Source organism: Bradyrhizobium sp. SZCCHNS30572 (genome assembly GCF_032484415.1).
GTDB lineage: Bacteria > Pseudomonadota > Alphaproteobacteria > Rhizobiales > Xanthobacteraceae > Bradyrhizobium.
This window is the reverse complement of record NZ_JAUESY010000008.1, coordinates 215,409-234,934: the sequence shown is the minus strand read 5'-3', so window position 1 is coordinate 234,934 and position 19,526 is coordinate 215,409. Positions and strand designations below refer to the sequence as shown.

The 19,526-nt window shown below is 66.9% G+C and carries 16 protein-coding genes; 10 read left to right on the top strand and 6 right to left on the bottom strand.

All coding sequences use genetic code 11. The features are described from left to right. Positions 1-21 precede the first annotated feature (21 nt). From cyoB to QX048_RS23550, 6 genes are read left to right on the top strand one after another with little or no spacing between them, the layout of a single operon-like run. Positions 22-2,031 carry a cytochrome o ubiquinol oxidase subunit I gene (gene cyoB, locus QX048_RS23575; protein WP_315825293.1) on the top strand — a complete coding sequence of 670 codons (2,010 nt, stop codon included), beginning with the start codon at positions 22-24 and terminating at the stop codon, positions 2,029-2,031. Next, on the top strand, positions 2,028-2,657 hold the full coding sequence (cyoC, locus tag QX048_RS23570) for a cytochrome o ubiquinol oxidase subunit III (protein WP_315825292.1): 630 nt from the start codon (positions 2,028-2,030) through the stop codon (positions 2,655-2,657). The genes cyoB and cyoC overlap by 4 nt, the downstream gene beginning before the upstream one ends. Then, positions 2,654-3,013 carry a cytochrome o ubiquinol oxidase subunit IV gene (gene cyoD, locus QX048_RS23565; RefSeq protein ID WP_315752397.1) on the top strand — a complete coding sequence of 120 codons (360 nt, stop codon included), beginning with the start codon at positions 2,654-2,656 and terminating at the stop codon, positions 3,011-3,013. The genes cyoC and cyoD overlap by 4 nt, the downstream gene beginning before the upstream one ends. Then, positions 3,013-3,846 (top strand): SURF1 family protein, encoded by an 834-nt coding sequence (locus tag QX048_RS23560; RefSeq protein WP_315825291.1) that lies wholly within the window; start codon positions 3,013-3,015, stop codon positions 3,844-3,846. Before cyoD ends, QX048_RS23560 begins: the two co-directional genes overlap by 1 nt. A gap of 46 nt (positions 3,847-3,892) precedes the next feature. Then, entirely contained in the window at positions 3,893-5,245 is a 1,353-nt protein-coding gene (locus QX048_RS23555) for an ATP-binding protein (protein WP_315752399.1), read from the top strand. After that, positions 5,235-5,768: a response regulator transcription factor gene (locus tag QX048_RS23550; RefSeq protein WP_315713466.1), complete on the top strand. Its 534-nt coding sequence runs from the start codon at positions 5,235-5,237 to the stop codon at positions 5,766-5,768. Before QX048_RS23555 ends, QX048_RS23550 begins: the two co-directional genes overlap by 11 nt. Positions 5,769-5,814: 46 nt before the next feature. Here QX048_RS23550 and QX048_RS23545 read toward each other — a convergent pair whose 3' ends face one another. Genes QX048_RS23545 through QX048_RS23535 form a run of 3 tightly spaced genes read right to left on the bottom strand, consistent with a single transcriptional unit; the run spans position 5,815 to position 10,576 of the window. Beyond that, positions 5,815-7,776, bottom strand: a complete 1,962-nt coding sequence (locus QX048_RS23545; protein ID WP_315825290.1) for a MacB family efflux pump subunit — start codon at positions 7,774-7,776, stop codon at positions 5,815-5,817. Beyond that, entirely contained in the window at positions 7,776-9,059 is a 1,284-nt protein-coding gene (locus tag QX048_RS23540; protein ID WP_315713464.1) for an efflux RND transporter periplasmic adaptor subunit, read from the bottom strand. The genes QX048_RS23545 and QX048_RS23540 overlap by 1 nt, the downstream gene beginning before the upstream one ends. 41 nt (positions 9,060-9,100) lie before the next feature. After that, positions 9,101-10,576, bottom strand: coding sequence for an efflux transporter outer membrane subunit (locus tag QX048_RS23535; RefSeq protein ID WP_315713463.1), 1,476 nt, complete (start codon positions 10,574-10,576; stop codon positions 9,101-9,103). Between the two features lie 226 nt (positions 10,577-10,802). Between QX048_RS23535 and QX048_RS23530 the strand changes: the two genes are divergently transcribed. Next, complete coding sequence (locus QX048_RS23530) at positions 10,803-11,573, top strand: response regulator (RefSeq protein WP_315713462.1); 771 nt, start codon at positions 10,803-10,805, stop codon at positions 11,571-11,573. Continuing rightward, the gene (locus QX048_RS23525) at positions 11,560-12,927 is read left to right on the top strand and encodes an ATP-binding protein (protein WP_315713461.1); all 1,368 of its coding nucleotides are present in this window, start codon (positions 11,560-11,562) and stop codon (positions 12,925-12,927) included. Before QX048_RS23530 ends, QX048_RS23525 begins: the two co-directional genes overlap by 14 nt. A gap of 78 nt (positions 12,928-13,005) precedes the next feature. Here QX048_RS23525 and QX048_RS23520 read toward each other — a convergent pair whose 3' ends face one another. Further along, a complete protein-coding gene (locus tag QX048_RS23520; protein WP_315825289.1) occupies positions 13,006-13,761 on the bottom strand; it encodes a DUF2147 domain-containing protein in 756 nt (251 codons plus the stop codon). 463 nt (positions 13,762-14,224) lie between these two features. On the opposite strand from QX048_RS23520, the gene QX048_RS23515 reads away from it, so the two are divergent. Together QX048_RS23515 and QX048_RS23510 are read left to right on the top strand one after the other, a co-directional pair. Continuing rightward, positions 14,225-15,409 (top strand): extensin family protein, encoded by a 1,185-nt coding sequence (locus QX048_RS23515; protein ID WP_315825288.1) that lies wholly within the window; start codon positions 14,225-14,227, stop codon positions 15,407-15,409. A 278-nt stretch (positions 15,410-15,687) separates the two neighbouring features. Beyond that, positions 15,688-15,954, top strand: a complete 267-nt coding sequence (locus QX048_RS23510; protein WP_315713457.1) for a hypothetical protein — start codon at positions 15,688-15,690, stop codon at positions 15,952-15,954. A 101-nt stretch (positions 15,955-16,055) separates the two neighbouring features. Here the strand turns inward: QX048_RS23510 and QX048_RS23505 are convergent, their stop codons facing one another. Beyond that, entirely contained in the window at positions 16,056-16,670 is a 615-nt protein-coding gene (locus QX048_RS23505) for a class I SAM-dependent methyltransferase (RefSeq protein WP_315825287.1), read from the bottom strand. A 333-nt stretch (positions 16,671-17,003) separates the two neighbouring features. Then, positions 17,004-19,361 carry a TonB-dependent receptor gene (locus QX048_RS23500; RefSeq protein WP_315825286.1) on the bottom strand — a complete coding sequence of 786 codons (2,358 nt, stop codon included), beginning with the start codon at positions 19,359-19,361 and terminating at the stop codon, positions 17,004-17,006. Between the last annotated feature and the right edge of the window lie 165 nt (positions 19,362-19,526).

Genomic DNA, 19,526 nt, shown 5'->3' with positions numbered 1-19,526 from the left:
CGGATTCGTGAGGGTCACATCATGTTCGACACTGCCAATCTCACCAGGTTCATCTTCGGCCGGTTGACGCTGGAGTCGCTGCCGTTGCACGAGCCGATCATCGTCGGCACCTTCGCGATGGTCGCGCTCGGCGGCCTCACGCTGTTCGGCGCCATCACCTATTTCCGGCTGTGGGGCTATCTCTGGAAGGAGTGGTTCACGACCGTCGACCACAAGCGCATCGGAATCATGTACATGGTGCTCGGCATCGTCATGCTGCTGCGCGGCTTCGCCGATGCGCTGATGATGCGGCTGCAGCAGGCGATCGCCTTCAACGGCTCCGAAGGTTATCTCAACTCGCACCATTATGATCAGGTGTTCACGGCGCACGGCGTGATCATGATCTTCTTCGTGGCGATGCCGCTGGTCACCGGCCTGATGAACTATGTCGTGCCGCTGCAGATCGGCGCACGCGACGTGTCGTTCCCGTTCCTCAACAATTTCAGCTTCTGGATGACCACGTCGGGCGCCGTTCTGGTGATGTGCTCGCTGTTCGTCGGCGAGTTCGCGCGCACCGGCTGGCTGGCCTATCCGCCGCTGTCGAACCTCTCCTACAGTCCGGATGTCGGCGTCGACTATTACATCTGGGCCCTGCAGGTCGCCGGCGTCGGTACGCTGTTGTCCGGCGTCAACCTGATCTGCACCATCGTCAAGATGCGCGCGCCCGGCATGACCATGATGAAGATGCCAGTCTTCACCTGGACCTCGCTGTGCACCAACGTGCTGATCGTCGCCTCCTTCCCGGTGCTGACGGCGGTGCTGGCGCTGCTATCGCTCGATCGCTACGTCGGAACCAACTTCTTCACCAATGATTTCGGCGGCGATCCGATGATGTATGTCAACCTCATCTGGATCTGGGGCCATCCGGAGGTCTACATCCTCATCCTGCCGGCCTTCGGCATCTTCTCCGAGGTGACCTCGACCTTCTCGGGCAAGAGGCTGTTCGGCTACGCCTCGATGGTCTACGCCACCGTCGTCATCACCATCCTGTCCTACCTGGTCTGGCTGCACCACTTCTTCACGATGGGCTCCGGCGCCAGCGTGAACTCGTTCTTCGGCATCACCACGATGATCATCTCGATCCCGACCGGCGCGAAGATGTTCAACTGGCTGTTCACGATGTATCGCGGCCGCATCCGCTTCGAGCTGCCGATGATGTGGACGGTCGCCTTCATGCTGACCTTCGTGATCGGCGGCATGACCGGCGTGCTGCTCGCCGTGCCGCCGGCCGACTTCGTCTTGCACAACAGCCTGTTCCTGGTCGCGCATTTCCACAACGTGATCATCGGCGGCGTGCTGTTCGGCCTGTTCGCCGGCATCGCCTACTGGTTCCCCAAGGCGTTCGGCTTCAGGCTCGATCCGTTCTGGGGCAAGATGTCGTTCTGGTTCTGGACGGTGGGCTTCTACTTCGCCTTCATGCCGCTCTACGTGCTCGGCCTGATGGGCGTGACCCGTCGGCTGCGCACCTTCGACGATCCGAGCCTGCAGATATGGTTCATCATCGCCGGCATCGGCGCGTTCCTGATCCTGCTGGGCATCGCGAGCTTCCTGATCCAGATCGCGGTCAGCATCCTCCGCCGCGAGCAGCTCGCCGACGTCTCCGGCGATCCCTGGAATGCGCGCACCCTGGAATGGGCGACGTCGTCGCCGCCGCCGGCCTACAACTTCGCCTTCACGCCCGTCGTCCACGACAACGATGCCTGGTGGGACATGAAGCGCCGCGGTTACGCGCGTCCGCTCGCCGGCTTCAAGGCGATCCACATGCCGAGCAACACCGGTACCGGCGTGATTCTGGCGGGCCTCAGCACCACCATGGCATTCGGACTGATCTGGTACATGTGGTGGATGGCGGCAGGCAGCTTCGTCGCGCTGCTCGCGGTCGCGATCGGCCACACCTTCAACTATCACCGCAGCTTCCACATCCCGGCCGATGAGGTCGTAAGCGTCGAGCGCGCGCGCACCAAGCTGCTCGTGGCAGGAGCCAAGTCATGACCGTTGCGATGGGCACGATGAAGGCCGGGGAGCCGGTCTTCTATGTCGTCGATGAGCACGAGCATCCCGAAGGCAGCAGCACGATGCTCGGCTTCTGGATCTATCTGATGAGCGACTGTCTCATCTTTGCGATCCTGTTTGCCGTCTATGGCGTGCTCGGCGCCAGGTACGCCGCCGGGCCGGCGCCGAAGGATCTGTTCGACCTGTCGCTGGTCGCGGTCAACACCTCGTTCCTGCTGCTGTCGTCGCTCACCTATGGCTTCGCGATGCTGTCGATGCAGCGGAACCGCGTTGGCGCGATGCAGGCATGGCTCGTGGTGACCGGGCTGTTCGGCCTCGCCTTCCTCGGTATCGAGCTGACCGAGTTCGCGCACATGATCCACGAGGGCGCGACGCCGCAGCGCAGCGCCTTCCTGTCGTCGTTCTTCACGCTGGTTGGAACCCACGGCCTGCATGTGACGTTCGGTCTGGTCTGGCTGGTCACCCTGATGGTGCAGGTCGGGACCCACGGCCTGATCGAGGCCAACCGCCGCCGGCTGGTCTGCCTCAGCATGTTCTGGCACTTCCTCGACGTGATCTGGATTGGTGTCTTCACCTTCGTCTATCTGATGGGGATGCTTCGATGAGCTCTGATGCACATGCGCACGGTTCGGCGGACGACCATGCCGGCACGCGCTCGGGCCAACTGATCGGCTTCGGCGCCTCCGTCGTCCTGACGGCGATTCCGTTTCTGCTGGTCATGAACGGCTCGCTCGACAAGCAGGCCACGGCGCTGATCATCATGGCATTCGCGGCCGTGCAGGTCGTCGTCCACATGATCTTCTTCCTGCACATGAACACCAAGGCCGAGGGCGGCTGGACCATGATGGCGCTGATCTTCACCATCATCATGGTGGTGATCGCGCTCAGCGGCTCGCTCTGGGTCATGCATCACCTGACCACCAACATGATGCCGGTGCACGAGATGGGCCAGACGCCGTGATGTCAGCTCCTGCCGACGGGGCAGGGGAACGCGACGAGGCCAGCCGCGGGCGATCCGGCGCGCTGCGGCTCGCGATCGGTGCGGCGTGGGTTGCCTGCGTCGCGATGTTGCTGGCGCTGGGCGTCTGGCAGATCGAGCGGCGGGCCTGGAAGCTCGACCTGATCGATCGCGTCGAGCACCGCGTTCATGCCGCGCCCGTGCCGGCGCCGAGCCCGGCGGATTGGCCGGCCATCGATCGCAACGACGACGAGTACAAGCTGATAACGTTGAGCGGCCGCTTCCTCAACGACCGCGAGACGCTGGTCCAGGCGCTGACGGTCGAGGGCTCCGGCTATTGGGTGGTGACGCCGCTGCAGACCGCCGGCGGCGCCGTGCTCGTCAATCGTGGCTTCGTGCCCGCGGATCGCCGCGACCCCGCAAGCCGCAGCGCCGGGAACCCGAATGGCACGGTCAGCGTGACCGGACTGCTGCGGATCTCCGAGCCTGGCGGCGGCTTCCTGCGCCACAACGATCCCGCGGGGAATCGCTGGTATTCACGTGACGTCGCGGCGATCGCGGCGGCGCGCGGTCTGTCCGACGTCGCACCATTCTTCGTCGATGCCGATGCGACCCCGAATCCTGGCGGACTTCCAATCGGCGGACTCACCGTGATCTCGTTTCCGAACAACCATCTGGTTTACGCGCTGACCTGGTTTACATTGGCCCTCATGCTGGCCGGCGCCGGGCTGCAGCGGCTCCGCCGCGCGCAGCGTGAGCCCGGCGCGCCGGCAGCGCAGGATGTGGAATGGGATCAGCAGCGGCAGGACATGGGTGGATGCGGGACGGCGTCTTGAGCGATCGACGCCTGCCGTTCTGCCGGCGGAGATCGGACGGGCCCTCATGAGCAGCGAGGCCCCCAATTTGCCGTTCGGAGTCGTGGCCGCGATCGCCACACCCGAGATCAACGCGCCGCTGCCGACCAAGGACGCGACCAACCGCAAGAACATGGTGCTGCTGATCCAGCTGCGCTGGATCGCCGTGGTCGGCCAGATCGTCACCATCGGCTTCGTGACCACCTGGTTCGGCATTGCGCTGCCGGTGCTGCCGATGGCGGCGATCATCTGCGCGCTGGTGGCGCTCAACATCGCCAGCCATATCTGGCTGCGCAGGCGCGACGACGTCGGCAATCGCCATTTGCTGATCGCGCTGATGCTCGACGTGGTGGCGTTGACATCGGAGCTCTATCTCACCGGCGGCGCGTCGAACCCGTTCACGTGTCTCTATCTGCTGCAGGTGACGCTGGGGGCCGTGCTGCTCGACGCGCGTTCGTCCTGGTCGCTGGTCGCGCTGACGGTGCTCAGCTTCATCTGGCTCACCATCGAGTACCGCCCGCTGCAACTGCCGCAGCATCATGTCAGCGATGCCTTCACCCTGCACATCACCGGCATGTTCGTCGGCTTCATGCTCGACGCCGTGCTGCTCGTCGTCTTCGTCACCCGCATCAACCGGAACCTGCGCGAGCGCGACGCCAAACTCGCCGATCTGCGCCAGCACGCCGTCGAGCAGGATCACATCATCCGCATGGGCCTGCTCGCCTCAGGCGCCGCGCATGAGCTTGGTACGCCGCTGGCGTCGATCTCGGTCATCCTGAACGATTGGCGCCGCATGACCGTGATCTCTGCCGATCCGACGCTCGCGGAGGATTTCACCGAAATGGAAGCGGCGGTGCAGCGCTGCAAGTCGATCGTGACTGACATCCTGGTCTCGGCCGGTCAGGCGCGCGGCGAAGGCTCGGCGCCGACGACGTTGAAGGCGTTCCTGACGACGTTGGTCGCCGAATGGAGCGCGGCGCGCTCGGCGCGCAATCTGATGTTCCGCAACGAGTTCGGCTCGGATCCGGCGATCGTCTCCGACGTCGCCCTGAAGCAGGCGATCGTCAACGTGCTCGACAACGCGTTCGAAGTCTCGCGCGAGTGGGTGGAGTTCGTGGTCGAACGAGATGGTGATCAGCTGCTGCTCAGCGTCAGCGATCGCGGGCCGGGTTTTGATCCGGCGATGCTGGGGCAACTCGGACGTCCCTATCAGTCGAGCAAGGGCCGTCCGGGCCGCGGCCTGGGCCTTTTCCTGGTGGTCAACGTGATCCGCAAGCTGGGCGGCAGCGTTTCCGCCTGGAACCACCGGGGACGTGGAGCGACCGTCCGGCTGTCACTGCCGTTGTCGACGCTTGTCATTGGAGAGCGCGATGGCGAATGACCTGTCCCTCCTGATCGTCGAGGACGATGACGGTTTTGCACGCACCCTGAAGCGCTCGTTCGAACGGCGCGGCTACGAGGCCGTCGTCGCCGGCTCGCTCGAGGACGTCGACGAGATCCTCAAGGAGAAGACGTTCGGTTATGCCGTCGTCGATCTCAAGCTCGGCGGGGCTTCCGGCCTCGTCTGCGTCGAGAAGCTGCATGCGCACGATCCGGAGATGCTGATCGTGGTGCTGACCGGCTTTGCCAGCATCGCCACTGCTGTCGAGGCGATCAAGCTCGGCGCCTGCCACTATCTGGCCAAGCCGTCGAACACCGACGACATCGAGGAGGCGTTCCGCAAGGCGCAGGGCAACGCGCAAGTGGCCCTGGCGGAGCGCTCCACCTCGATCAAGACGCTGGAATGGGAGCGCATCCACCAGACCCTGATCGAGACCGACTTCAACATCTCCGAAGCTGCGAGGAGGCTCGGCATGCATCGCCGGACGCTCGCGCGCAAGCTGGAGAAGCGCCCGGTGAAGTAGATCGATCCGGTTGTTGTCCGGAGGAGTGGAGCTCATTCTTTCCGACCTACTCCCTTGCCAGAGCCGTTGCCGGATCGAGCCGCGAGGCGCTGCGGGCGGGCATGTAGCCGAAGCCGATGCCGATCGCCATCGACGTGACGGCGGCGCCGACCATGGCGAGCGGCGAATAGATCAGCTGGAAGCCGACGTCGAGCGCGTTGAAGACCGTGCCGAAGCCGACCGCGAGCGCAAGGCCCAGCGCACCGCCCAGCAGGCAGACCAGCACCGCCTCGATCAGGAACTGCATCAGGATGTCGCTGCGGCGGGCGCCGACCGCCATGCGCACCCCGATCTCGCCGACGCGCTCCGACACCGACACCAGCATGATGTTCATGACGCCGATGCCGCCGACCAAGAGCGAGATCACGGCGATGGCCGCCACCAGCAGGGTCAGCACCTGCGTCGTGCTTTCGACGGTCTTGCGGATGTCATCGGTGTTGAGGACGAAGAAATCCTTGGCATTGTGCCGCGCCGTCAGCAGCGCCGTTGCGGCACGCTCGGCCGCCGCCATCGGCGTCGCCTCGTCGACGCGGACGCTGATGCTGCGCAGCACCTGGTTGCCGAGGAAGCGCGCCTGCACGGTCGTGTAGGGCAGGTACACGATCGGCGTGGAGCTGGAGCCGAAGCCGGCCTGCTGCTGCTTGGTGATGCCGACGACGCGGCAGGGCACCTTGCCGATCAGGACCACGCTGCCGAGCGGACTGACGTCGGGATCGGGAAACAGCGCCTTGCGCGCATTGTCGTCGATCACGGCGTCCTGGGCGTAGGAGCGCACGGTATCGGCATCGAGATAGCTGCCTTCGGCAAGCTCGGTGTTCTTGACCCGGAAATACTGCTCGCCGACGCCGGAGATCTGGGCGCTGACCTCGATCGCGCCGAACCGCAGCGTGCTGGTGGTCGAGACCGTCGGCGAGATCGCATCGACATAAGGCTGCTGCGCCATGACCTTGGCATCGGCGAGCACCAGCGTCCTGATCTTGCTGGAGCGCGTATCGCCGAAATCCTTGCCGGGAAAGAATTCCAGCGTGTTGGTGCCGAGCCGGTTGATGTCCTTCAGCACCTTGGCCTGCGAGCCCTTGCCGAGCGCCAGCACCAGCACGACCGAGGCGACGCCGATGATGATGCCGAGCATGGTGAGGAATGCGCGCATCCGGTGCGCATTCATGGCGAGCAGCGCCATCCGCGCGGCCTCGCGGAAACGGTCGAGCTGGCTGCGCCACCACGACGCCGCCGGGGCGGAGTGGTCTTCGGTCGCTGCGGCTGGCGCGGGTTCCGAAGTCCGCGGATTGAGCCGGTCTGAAATGACGCGGCCGTCCTCGATCTCGATGATGCGCCGGGCGCGCTGCGCGACGCTCGGATCGTGCGTGACGATGATGACGGTGCGCCCGGAGGCGCTGATCTCGTCGAGGATGCGCAGCACCTCCTCGCCGCTGGCGCGGTCGAGCGCGCCGGTCGGCTCGTCGGCCAGGATCACGTCGGGATCGTTGACCAGCGCGCGGGCGATCGAGACCCGCTGCTGCTGGCCGCCCGAGAGCTGACCCGGCTTGTGGTCGGTACGGCTGCCCATGCCGAGCCGCTGCAGCAGCGCCTCGGCCTTGCGGTGGCGTGCCGCCGGGCCGAGCCCGGCATAGACCGCAGGCACCTCGGCATTGTCGGCGGCGCTGAGTTCGCCCAGCAGATGGTAGCGCTGGAAGATGAAGCCGAAATGCTCGCGCCGCAACGCCGCCAGTTCGTCCGGATCGAGCGAGCCCATCTCGCGGCCGGCGATCCGGTAGCTGCCGGATGTCGGGCGGTCGAGGCAGCCCAGAATGTTCATCAGCGTCGACTTGCCGGAGCCCGACTGGCCGATGATCGCCACCATCTCCCCGCGCGCGATCTGGAGGTCGACGCCACGCAAAGCATGGACCGTGCCTTCGCCGGACGCGTAGCGCCTCCCGACATTCTGCAGGTCGATCAGGACCTCCGTCATCACGCGCCTCCGGGCGGGGGCATCACGGTTCGCTTCGTGCCCTCCTCGGGCGCCGAGATCACGACCCGCTCGCCCTCGCGCAGGCCGGACTGCACCTCGGCCCGGATCTTGTTGTTGAGGCCGACGCGAATGGTGCGCTTCTCCAGCGTTCCTGCGCCGGTCAGCACGCGCACCGTGTAGCTGCCATCGGGATTGGCGTTGCCAAGCGCGGACGACGGAATGGTCGGGACCTTGCGGGCCTCGCCGAGCAGGATGTGGACCTCGGCCGTCATGTAGGTCATCAGCCGCCCGTCCGGATTGGCGATATCGAACACGCCATTGTAGTAGATCGCGGAGGACGTGGTGGACGAGGAGGAGCTGCTGCTCGACGTGGTCGTCGTGCTCGACGAGAAGCTCGAATCGCTCTTGATCGATTCGGGCGCCGGCTCGATCGACCCGAGCGTGCCTTCGTAGCGATGATCGGGCTCGCCCAGCACGGTGAAGTAGACGTTCTGTCCGGGCCTGACCTTGACGACATCGGCCTCGGAAATCTCCACCCGCACGGTCATCGTCTCGACCTGGCCGAGCACGACGATGGTCGGCGCCGACTGCACCGCATTCACGGTCTGGCCCTGCTGGGTGACGATCGACAGCACGGTGCCGTCGATCGGGGCCGTGATCTTGGTGTAGCCGAGGTTGACGCGCGCGGTCTCGATCGCGACCTCGGCCTCGACGATTTGCGCGTCGAGTTGCGCGATCTGGGCCTGGGTCTGTTTGACGGTCGCCTCGGCACTGTCGTAGTCGGCGCGCGACGAGGCCTTCTGCGCCAGCGTGACCTGCTGCCGCGCCAGGTTCGCCTCGGCCAGCGCCAGGGTGGCGACCTTCTCGTCACGCTGTGCCCGCACGCTCCGCAGGCTCGCCTCGTTGGTGCGCAGCGTGTTCTGCTGCGTCAGCGAGTCGATCTCGGCGATCAGATCGCCGGCCCTGACCTTCTGTCCCAGCTTGACGTTGAGCGCGACCAGCCGTCCCGACGCCTGGGCGCCGACCGCCACAAGCTTGACCGGCTTCAGCGTGCCGGTGGCGAGCACGGTCTGCTCGATGTCGCCGGTCGTGACGGGCGCGGTGACGAGATTGGCGTTGGGATTGCTGGTCAGCCTCATGACCAGCACGATCGCGGCGGCCAGAACGACGAGCGCTCCGGCGATCAGCAGCGGCCAGCGGCGTGGCCGCTTCGGCTTCGGCGCCGGCGCGAGGCCGCCATCGACCGCGACCGGTCGGGGCATGTGGGATAAGGGTGCGTTCATCGGATCACTTCGGAGGCACTTTTTGAAGTTCAGATCGTAGATTATTTGGGCGCGACGGCCTGTGCGAGATGCGGGCCGGTGCCGCTGTCGACGACCTCGGGCAGCGAGCTGTCGATCGCTGCGGTCCAACCGCCGCCCAGCGCCTTGGCCAGCGCCACGTAGTTCTTCGCGAGCGTAGCGCGGCTCGCGAGCAGGCTGTCCTCGGCGGTGAATTGCGAGCGCTCGGCATCGAGCACGTCGAGGAACGTGCTGGAGCCGGTCTGGTAGAGCGAGCGCGACAGCCGCGCGGCCTCGCCGTAGCGCTGCGCCGACTCGCTCAGGCTGCGGATGCGAATGCGCTCCTGGCCGAGGCTCACGATGGCGTTCTCGACGTCTTCGAGCGCGCTCAGCACCGCGCTGCGCCAGGCGACGTGGTATTCGTCGCGCTGCGCTTCCGCGACCTCGACGGCGGCCTGCAGCTTGCCGCCGTTGAAGATCGGCACCGAGACGCTCGGGCCGATCGACCAGCCGATCGTCGAGCTCTTGCCGAGATCGCCGAGCTTCAGCGCCGTGGTCGAGACCGTGCCGGTCAGGCTGACATCCGGGTACAGCGCGGCGGTGGCTTGGCCGATCTTCGCGGTGAACTGCGCGAGCTGCCGTTCGGCCTTGCGCACGTCGGGCCGCATGACCAGCACGTCGGCCGGGATGCCCTTCGGCAGCGGCAGGCGCGGCGATGGGATCGGCGTCGCACGCGACAGGCGGAGATTCAGGGCCGTCGGGTCGCGGCCGAGCAGGACGCCGAGCCGATGCACGGCCTGCTGATAGCTGCTCTCATAGGTCGGGATGGTTGCTTCGGTGCTGGCGGCCAGCGCGCTCGCCTTGGCGGTGTCGACGGCCGAGGCAGAGCCGGCATTCTGCTTGCGCTCGGTCAGCGCCGCGGTCTCGCGCTGCGAGGCGGCAGTGCGCCGCGCCAGCGCCGCTCGCGCCTGGTAGGCGCGGGCATCGATGTAGTTGGAGGCGACGTCGCCGAGCAGCGTCAGCAAGGTCGCGCGCAGATCGTCCTCGGCGGCATCGACGCCGTAGGTCGCCGCCTCGACCGCACGGCGGTTGGCGCCGAACAGATCCAGCTCCCAGCTCGAATCGAAGCCGGCCTGGTACTGGCTGTAGGTGGTCGGAGCGATCGCGATGCCGCTCGTCGAGCTGCCGGCGCTGCGGGTCTCCGTTGCCGTGCCGGTGCCGCTCACTGTGGGAAACAGCGCGCCGATGGCCTGGCGCTGCGTCGCCCGCGCCTCGCGGATGCGCGCCTTGGCGGCGGCGACGTCGAGATTGCCGGCAACCGCCTCGCTGATCAGTTGATCGAGCAGGTCATCATTGAGGTTGCGCCACCAATGCGCGAGCTTCAGCGTCTGCGCCGGCCGATTGCGGTCGCTGCTCCAGCGCTTCGGCACGCCGAACTCAGGCGTCACGTAATCGGGGCCGACGGCGCAGCCGGCGAGCAGCGGCGTGGCGAGGCAGAGTGCGAGCAGGACGGGCTTCACGGCGGCTGATACTATCGCGGTTCGAAAGGAGGCCGCGCCGGCTGGTCGGCCACGCCGCAGGACTTCCCCGTGTTTGTTTGATGCGCGGAGCCTAGGCAGGTTAACGATTGCGCAGGATTAAGTCGCGTGAAGAAATGTTTCCGCCTTAACAATACAGCTTACTTTCGCCACGATCGGACCTCGCTTCGGGCTGTTCTTTTGGACTCAAATCGACCATGTTCCGCGCATGATGTCGTCACACGATACCGCCGTGTCCGCAGACGCGAACATACCGGCAGCCGCGCGCATTCTCTGCGTCGAAGATGACCGGGAGATTGCGGCGCTGCTCACCGAGCTGTTGCAGGAGCACGGCTTCGCGCCGCGCTTCGTGTCCTCCGCGGCCGCGATGAACGACCTCTTGCAGCGCGAGCAGGTCGACCTCATCATGCTCGACGTGATGCTGCCGGACGACGACGGCATGAGCATCTGCCGCCGCCTGCGCCAGATCTCGACCGTGCCGATCATCATGGTGACCGCAAAAGGCGAGGACATCGACCGCATCCTCGGCCTCGAGCTCGGCGCCGACGACTATGTCGTCAAGCCGTTCAATCCGCGCGAGCTGGTGGCGCGTATCCGCGCGCTGCTGCGCCGGTCGCAATTGCATCCCGCCGTGATCGCGGCGCGGCAGGCGCCGATGACGTTCGACGGCTGGCGCATCGAGCCGGCGACGCGCACGCTGTTCGATCCCGACCGCGTCAAGATCACGCTGACCAGCGCCGAGTTCGACATCCTGCTGGCGTTCTGCCGCAATGCCGGCCGCGTGCTGTCGCGCGAGCAACTGATCGAGCTTGCGCACGGCGGGCAGGCCGGGCCGGTCGAGCGCAGCATCGACGTCCATATCAGCCGTATCCGGCAGAAGATCGAGCCGGGCGCGCGCAGTTGGTCCCTGATCAAGACCGTGCGCCTCGGCGGCTATGTGTTCACGCCAAGAGTCGAGACCATCGATGACGCCAGATAGCAAGCCGTGCCCGCGCCTCGGCCTCACCACGCAGATCGTGACCTTGGCGTCGCTGTCGGTGCTGTTCGGCATGGTGCTGATGATCGCGGCCGCGCTGCTGTTTCTCGATCCGCCCGACGAGCAGGAATCGCCGGCCTACGGCATCGCGCGCGTCGCCGAGGCGGTGCACTTCGTCCGCGCCGCGAACGACCCCGTGGCCGTCGAGAGCAGCCTGTCGAGCCTGCGCAGCTCCGGCATCCAGGTCGAGCTGGTGCCGCTGACCTCGCTGACGCTGCTCGCCAAGCCGGTCAGGGACGTGCCATGGACCTCGCGGCTGGCCCGCCGTCAGCTCAGCGTGCTGCGTGACGTCACCTTGCTCCACGGCGTCGGCTATGGTGCGGCGCCGCCGACCCAGATCATCGTCCAGGTCGACGGCGAGCGTGCGCTGGTGTTCGACGACGTGCCGCGCCTCGAATTCTGGTCGATGGTGCTGAAGCCGACGGCGGTGTTCCTGTTTCTCATCCTGATCCTGGGCGTGCTGCTGTCGATCTACGCGGCGCGGGCGATCATCCGGCCGCTGTCGGAGATGGCGCGCGCCGCGGCCGCATTCGGCCGCTCGCCGGGCGCGCAGGAGCCGCTGAGCCGGCGCGGGCCAAGGGAGATCGCCCAGGTCGCCGAGGCGCTGAACGAGATGCAGGCGCGCATCCGCGCGCTGCTCGACGACCGCACGCGCATGCTGGCGGCGATAAGCCACGACCTGCGCACGCCGCTGACGCGGCTCCGGCTGCGCTCGGAGCGCATCGCTCAGGGCGAGATGCGCAGCGCGATGCTGCGCGACATCGACCAGGTCAGCCGCATGCTCGACGAGACGCTCGATTACCTGCGCGACGACACCAAGGCGGAGCAGCCGGCGCGGATCGAGCTGGCGAGCCTGCTCGAGACGATCTGCTGCGACTTCGCCGATGTCGGCCACGCCGTCAGCTTCGATGGACCGTCGCGGCTGGTCTGCGAGGGCCGGGCGCGGGCGCTGTCGCGCGCCGTCACCAACGTGGTCGAGAACGCGGTCAAGCACGGCAGCGAGGTCGTGGTCAGCCTGTCGACCCTGGCCGACGGCATGATCGCGATCGAGGTCGCCGATGACGGTCCGGGCATTCCGCAGGCGCTGCAGGCGCGCGCGCTGGAGCCGTTCGTCAAGCTCGACCAGGCGCGCTCGGCCGGCGGCTTCGGCCTCGGGCTGTCGATCGCGCAGGAGATCATGAAGAAGCATGACGGCGGCATCGCGCTGATGCCCAACGCCCCGCGCGGCCTGCGGGTACGGCTGTCGCTGCCGCTGCGCCTCGCGATGCCCGCGGCGATCCCCGCCAAGGTGGCGTAGCAGACGCCACGAGGAGGAAACCCCGCCGGTGCTGATCCCGGCGGGGCCTTTGCGTTCGCCGATGTCGAGGGACGGCAATCAGCTCACGCGCTTCCAGGTCTGTCCGCCGCAGAACAGGCCGCCGAAGGCGCAGCCCTGGACCCGCAGCGTGTTCGGATTCTTGAGCACCACGGTGGAGTCGTAGTTGCCGCCGCCGTCCGGATCGTGGATGCGGCCGACCCATTTGCTGTCCTTCGGCTTCATGTTGATCAGGATCTTCTCCCGCGTCTTCTCGGCAAAGCCGCAGATGTTGGCGCCGCACGGCTCGATCACGACATTGCCCTTGCCGCCCTCGGTGGCCCACAGCCCGAGCGGCGAGTTCGGATCGGCTGCCGGCGCCGGCTGAACTGCGGCAGGCGCCGCGGCAACCGTGACCGGCGCGGGTGCCGGGGCTGGCTGTGGAGCAGGCGCGGTCGCCGCGACCGGCGCCGGCGGCACCGGCATCTGCACGGTCGTGGATGGCGCAGCGGCAGTGGGCGATGCAGGGGCTGGCGCGGTGGCGGCGGGCGCCGGCGCGTTGACGACCGGCGGAGCCGCCACGGGCGCCGCGACAGCGGGGGCCGGAGCGCCGGCCGCAGGCGCGCTGCCCGCCGGCGCATCGTCATCGTCGAGCTTGGATGATTTCAGCCCGCTGAGGTCGATGCCGGACACCTGCAGGCAGGACAGCGACTGGCAGTTGCGCGGCACGGTGACGCGGATCTTGTGTCCGTCGAAATTGAACGCGATCGAGCTGCCGGCCTGCGCGGCGCTGCTCGCGATCAGAACGGCTGCTGCGGCCAGATACACGGTCTTCATGAATGAGCTCCCTCGGACGGCGTCGTGAACCTGGAGGGAACTCTTAGACGCGGGTGACGGCGCGATCTGTGACAAGGGTCACAGCCGAAAAGGCAATGCGGCTGGGGCCGCACGCGGCCCACCGCGGCCCGTCAATCGATCGAGGTCGGATCGCAGCGATCAGATCATCCCGACGATGATCGCGCCGACGAATGCAAACACGACATACGTGACCACCATGCTCAGCCGATCGGCAAGGCTCATGGGACCGCTCCCGTTTCGCATCTCGCGCACCTGGCGTGCGCTCGCGCTTGACGCCTGCTCCGCAAAGCGCGCGCCACACATATCCGATCGGCATCGGCAAAAAAGACAGCGCGGTTGTCGCTTCCCCGTAAATGGACTGCCTTTCACGTCACGATGGTTTGCGCGCCGTAAATGGACGGCATTGACAGGTCCTTAAGCAAATTGCCGCAAACCTCTGCATATGACGCGCGGAGTTCGTTTGTATCTCGTCGGCTCCATCGTCCTTGTCTCGCTTGCGGGTTGCGGCCGTGGATTCTTCCAGGAGCGCGAGCCGTGGCGGGCCGAGGCCGAGATCGCCTGCCTGAAATCGGGCGCGGTGAAGGAGAGCGCGGATATCGTCCGCATCAATCCGATCTCCGGCCCCGGCATGTGCGGCGCCGACTATCCGCTGAAGGTGGCGGCGCTCGGCGAAGCGACCACGAGCTATGGCTTCGCCGATGAAAGCCTGCGTCCACCGGCCGCGATCGGCGGCCAGCCGCGCTGGCCGATCAACCAGCCGCCGCAACGCTACGCCCCGCCCGCGACCTATCAGCCGCAGGCCGCGCCGCAGCCGGCCTATCCCGCGTCGAGCGCGGCCTATCCGAATTCGGCATCGCCGTCCCATGGCGCCCCTCCCGGCGCGCCACTGCAGCTCGAGCCGCCGGTCGGCGAGGACGACGTCGATCAGCCGGCCGACGCGGCCTATTCGCCCTATCGCGGTCAGCCGGCCGCTCGCACCGCCTATCCGCAGCAGGAACCGCCGCCGCGGCTCGGACCGTCGCGCGATCCGGTCGGCACCGTCGGCCCGGTCGCGGTGAAGCCGACCGCGACGCTCGCCTGTCCGATCGTCTCGGCACTCGACCGCTGGATCGCGGAGTCGGTGCAGCCGGCAGCCCAGCGCTGGTTCGGCACCAAGGTCGTCGAGATCAAGCAGATCTCGGCCTATTCCTGCCGCGGCATGAACGGCAATCCGAGCGCGCACATTTCCGAGCATGCCTTCGGCAACGCGCTCGACATCGCCGCCTTCACGCTCGCCGACGGCCGCCGCATCAGCGTCAAGGACGGCTGGATCGGCCTGCCGGAGGAGCAGGGCTTTCTGCGCGACATCCAGGGCGGGGCGTGCCAGCAGTTCACCACCGTGCTGGCGCCCGGCTCCAACGTCTATCACTACGACCACATCCATGTGGACCTGATGCGCCGCGCCAGCCGCCGCATGATCTGCCAGCCAGCCGCGCAATCCGGCGAGGCGGTGGCGGCACGTGCGCAGCAGCGGCGCTATGGCTACGGCCAGCGCGAGCCCGACGTGACCAGCTCGATCCCGTCGCGCAAGCAGCCGCGCAGCATCGGCCAGCTGATCAACGAGGAAGACGAATTCCGGGACTATTGAGAGGGCGAATAGGGAACAGCGAGTAGCGAATCGGGATCGGGACGATCACCTGCTCGCCATTCGCCATTCCTGTGCGCGGCTGTGGATTTCTTTCGCCGTCAGCCGCGCCTGACCGCGCTCTGTCCCGCCCCGAAACGGAAACCCCGACGTCACGCGCTGCGGATTAGGAGTCCGTTGACCAGTTTTGCCGTCCGCCTTTGGCCGACACTAGACCTGCCACAGTCGCCAGGAACAAGGCGCGCGGGGTTCTGGTTGCTGCCGGATTGGGAGAGGCGGAGATGGCATCGTATCGCATCAAGGCGATTGGGGCGGGCTTCGAGGTCGGCACCGCCGAGCAGGCCGTGCTGGTCTGCCGCTCGCTGAAGACGGCACGCCGCGCCGTCGCCGATGCACAGCGTCTGGAGCGGATGCCGCCGAAGCCGATTCCCTGGCGCACGCCGCCGGAGAGCGAGACGTCGGCTGGTGGAGCGGAGGATGCCGCGCGCAGCGAGGATGCCGACACCGAGGTTCTCGTCGTGTCGGATGGCCCGCCTCTGTGCTGCTGACTAGATCATGATGCGATTCCACGGAATCGCATCATGATCTCATCTCCTTGTTTGAGCATGATCTTTTCGGAAAACCGGTTTCCACTTTTCCGGATCATGCTCTAACCGGCGCGGAAGCGGCAGAACTGGAACTGCTGCGTCGAGTCCCATGGCGTGCGATGCACCTCGGTGCAACTGTCCTCCAGCGTGAAAGCAGGACCCAGCGCAGCGGCCAGTCCGTGGGCGTCGTAGCGGACGACCGGCAGTCCGCTGCACCTCTCCGGACCATCGGGCGCGAACGTGCCGATGATGACGGCCCCGCCGGTCACCACGGCCGCGCGCAGGCGGTCGACATAGGCGGCGCGGTCTTCGGGCGCGGTGAGGAAATGGAAGGCGGCCCGGTCGTGCCAGACATCGTAGCGCGCGTCCGGCGTCCAGGTGGTGACGTCGGAGGCGATCCACGTCACCCCGGCCGCCGCCGCGCCAAGCCTGCGGCGCGCCGTCGCCAGTGCCGCGTCGGAGATGTCGAGCACGGCGAGCGCGCCGTAGCCGGCCGCGAGCAGCGCATCGACCAGCCGCGAGGCGCCGCCACCGATGTCGATGATCCGCGATGTCGGTGTCGCACCGGCCTCGCGGATCATCCGCAGCGACGTCGCCGGGTCGTCCTGGTACCAGCTCACCTCGGTCTCGGCCTTGGTGGTGTAGACGTTCTGCCAATGGGTGGTGCGGTCGGACATGGTTTCGGTCCCGAGAAGAGGCACACATTATAGCACGCGACGGCTCGAACTCTTGCCCAGCCGGCGGTGAGTCCCCTCCCCCTTGCGGGGAGGGGTCGGGGGTGGGGGTCCCCACGCGCTGAACGTTCCATGGGGCACACTTCACGCGTGAACGATTTCACGCGTTCGACTGCGGTCGTTCGACGCGCGCGATGATTCTCCAGTGTTCTTGATAGATCGACTCTCCATCACGAACAGCGGGACTCGTGGTCCCCCACCCCCAACCCCTCCCCGCAAGGGGGAGGGGAGTTCACCGTCCGCGAGGAGAGGGCGTGAGACCTAGCAAGCTCCGCCTCAAAACGTCCCCGCCACCGTCACCCGAAACGTCAGCGGCTCGATCGGGTGCAGCACGCGGTCCATCACGCCGGTCTGGCAGACCTGGGCCGGCGGCACCGGCGGGGGCGGCAACGGGGAGGCCGATGAGCCGTAGCACGCCTGGTAGAGCTGGTCGGTCGGCAGCAGCGAGCCGTAGCCGTAGGAGATCTGGCTGGCCTTGGTGTTGAGCAGGTTCAGCACGTCGAGCTGGATGCGCCAGCCATTGGTGTCGCGGAAGCCGATGCGGCCGTTGAACACGCTGGTGGCGGTCGAGCGGAAGTAGTTGTCCTCGGTCAGCGGCGTGGAGCCGAGATAGCGCCAGCGCAGACCGCCGAACCAGCCGGTCTTCTCGCCGAGCGTGATGCCGGCCGACGCGATCATCGCCGGCGCGTTGGGGATGTAGTTGCCTGGCGCATTGCCGCGCAGCACCTCGGCCGGCGCGTTGGCCAGGACGAGCTGGTTATAGGCGTCGGCTTGGCCGTCGTCGGTGCCGACGAAGCGGGCATGCGTCATCGCGAGGTCGGCGTCGATGTCGATCCACGACGCCGGGCGATAGTGGTTGGTGAACTCGAAGCCGTAGCGCCGGCTCGGCCGGCTCGCCTCGGTGTTGCCGGCATCGCCCGAGAACAGGATCTCGGAATCCTGGTTGAGCATGAACACGCTCAGCGACGAGTCGAGTCCGGGGACGATGCGCGTGCGCACGCCGACCTCGGCGCCCTTGGTGCGCACCAGAAGGGGCGAGGAGTCGATCCTGGTGCCCGGCGCAGCCGGATCGTCCGTGGTGGTGGCGCCGCGGGCGTCGTTGCTGTGCATGCCGTAGCCGGCGCCGACGAAGAACTCGGTCTTGTCGAACGGCCCGATCACCATCCGGAATTTCGGACTGCCGAGGCTGGCTGCGGCGTCGCCGGTGTTGTTGCCGTTGGTCAGCGAATAGACGTGGGTCTGGTAATAATCGCCGCGATAGCCGACCGTGGTGCGCAGCCAGTCGGTCCAGCGCACGGTGTTCTCGACGTAGATCCCGACGCTGCCTTCGCCGACCTTGTCGGCGCGAACGACGCCGGTGCTCAATGGATCGATGTCGGAGAGCAACACGCGCTGACGGGTGTTGGTCAGCGCCAGCGCGATGTCGTCGTAGCGCGTCTGGACGCCGAACGTCGTCTCCATCGGTCGGCCGGCAAAGCTGCCGTTCAAGGTGCGCGACGCATTGGCCCCGAGCATCAGCCGATCGTCGTGCTGGTGGAACTGGTCGCCATAGGTGGGGTTGCTGAGTGCGTAGGTGAAGTTGTTGTAGAGATCGAGCTGGCTCTTCACCACATAGGCGTTGGCCTTCCACGAGCCGGCCACGTCGGTGCCGGCGATGCGGCCCGACAGCGCGAAGCGGTTGGTCTTACCGCCGTCCGTCGGATCGTATGCGTCGTAGCGGCCGAGATCGCCCGAGGTGATGGCGCGTTCCGGCACCTGGTCGGTCGAGGTCCAGCTGTTCGCATAGGCCATGCCGGTGATCGAGAAGCCGTCGGTCGCGGTGCCCTGCGAGTAGCGCATCAGCCCGTTGAGCTTCTTGGCATCATCGGGCGTGGTCCATGGCCCGTCATAGCGGCCGGCCTCGCCCGCGATCAGCAGATGACCGTCGCCGACATGCACAGAGTCCATGCCGAAGAAGCGGCGATAGCCGAAGCTGCCCGCCGTCATCTGCGCGATCGCCTTCGGCACGCTGTCGATCAGGCCGATATGGACGCTGCCGACCGAGGCGAAGTCGCCTTCGTCGGCGAAGTAGGGCCCCTTGCGCACGTCGACACGGCCGATCGTCTCCGGCATCAGCCAGTTGAGATCGGCATAGCCCTGGCCGTGGGCATGGGTGCGCATGTTGACCGGCACGTCGTCGACATGGAGCGCGAGGTCGGTGCCGTGGTCGAGATTATAGCCCCGCAGAAAATACTGGTTGGCTTTGCCTTCGCCGGAATGCTGCGTGACGATCAGGCCGGGCACCGCTTCCAGCACCTCGCCGGGCCGCGTGGCCGGGCGGGCGTTGATCTCCTCGCCGGATATCACGACCTCGCTCGCCATGTCCTGCGGCCGCGCCGGGCCGGAGCCGACATTGGGCGCGCCGGACGGTGCAGCCGCGGCCGTGGCGGCCGGCATCACATGCACGGTCGCACCGGCCGTGCCCGGCTTCGGCCGCTGCGCCGCGCGCCGGACCTGCAGCTTCGGCTTGGCCGTGCGTCGGGGGGCGTCCACGTCGACCGTCGGCAACTCGGCAGGGGCCCGTTCCGGATGGGCGTTTGCCTGCTGCGCCAATGCCGCCATCAGCACGCCAACACTCGCCCCACGCCACCGCATCGTCACGCCCCTAGAGCTCGCCACAGGGCATGCATCGTCAACTGCCGCGCGCCTTCGTTGGCCCGCGGCATGCTCGCTTGGATCGCCCCACTGTCGAGTGTTAAAGAACGCTAAGGTGACACCGGTATGATGTCAACGTGAATACATCATACTCATCTGGTGGAT

Excerpts from the sequence above, each read along its gene's own strand:
- QX048_RS23505 (WP_315825287.1), bottom strand. The coding sequence starts at position 16,670 with ATGTCCGACCGCACCACCCATTGGCAGAACGTCTACACCACCAAGGCC.
- QX048_RS23545 (WP_315825290.1), bottom strand. The coding sequence starts at position 7,776 with ATGACGGAGGTCCTGATCGACCTGCAGAATGTCGGGAGGCGCTACGCG.
- QX048_RS23500 (WP_315825286.1), bottom strand. The coding sequence starts at position 19,361 with ATGCGGTGGCGTGGGGCGAGTGTTGGCGTGCTGATGGCGGCATTGGCG.
- QX048_RS23510 (WP_315713457.1), top strand. The coding sequence starts at position 15,688 with ATGGCATCGTATCGCATCAAGGCGATTGGGGCGGGCTTCGAGGTCGGC.
- QX048_RS23550 (WP_315713466.1), top strand. The coding sequence starts at position 5,235 with ATGGCGAATGACCTGTCCCTCCTGATCGTCGAGGACGATGACGGTTTT.
- QX048_RS23520 (WP_315825289.1), bottom strand. The coding sequence starts at position 13,761 with ATGAAGACCGTGTATCTGGCCGCAGCAGCCGTTCTGATCGCGAGCAGC.
- QX048_RS23560 (WP_315825291.1), top strand. The coding sequence starts at position 3,013 with ATGTCAGCTCCTGCCGACGGGGCAGGGGAACGCGACGAGGCCAGCCGC.
- QX048_RS23525 (WP_315713461.1), top strand. The coding sequence starts at position 11,560 with ATGACGCCAGATAGCAAGCCGTGCCCGCGCCTCGGCCTCACCACGCAG.
- QX048_RS23555 (WP_315752399.1), top strand. The coding sequence starts at position 3,893 with ATGAGCAGCGAGGCCCCCAATTTGCCGTTCGGAGTCGTGGCCGCGATC.
- QX048_RS23515 (WP_315825288.1), top strand. The coding sequence starts at position 14,225 with ATGACGCGCGGAGTTCGTTTGTATCTCGTCGGCTCCATCGTCCTTGTC.
- QX048_RS23530 (WP_315713462.1), top strand. The coding sequence starts at position 10,803 with ATGATGTCGTCACACGATACCGCCGTGTCCGCAGACGCGAACATACCG.
- cyoC (WP_315825292.1), top strand. The coding sequence starts at position 2,028 with ATGACCGTTGCGATGGGCACGATGAAGGCCGGGGAGCCGGTCTTCTAT.
- QX048_RS23540 (WP_315713464.1), bottom strand. The coding sequence starts at position 9,059 with ATGAACGCACCCTTATCCCACATGCCCCGACCGGTCGCGGTCGATGGC.
- cyoB (WP_315825293.1), top strand. The coding sequence starts at position 22 with ATGTTCGACACTGCCAATCTCACCAGGTTCATCTTCGGCCGGTTGACG.
- cyoD (WP_315752397.1), top strand. The coding sequence starts at position 2,654 with ATGAGCTCTGATGCACATGCGCACGGTTCGGCGGACGACCATGCCGGC.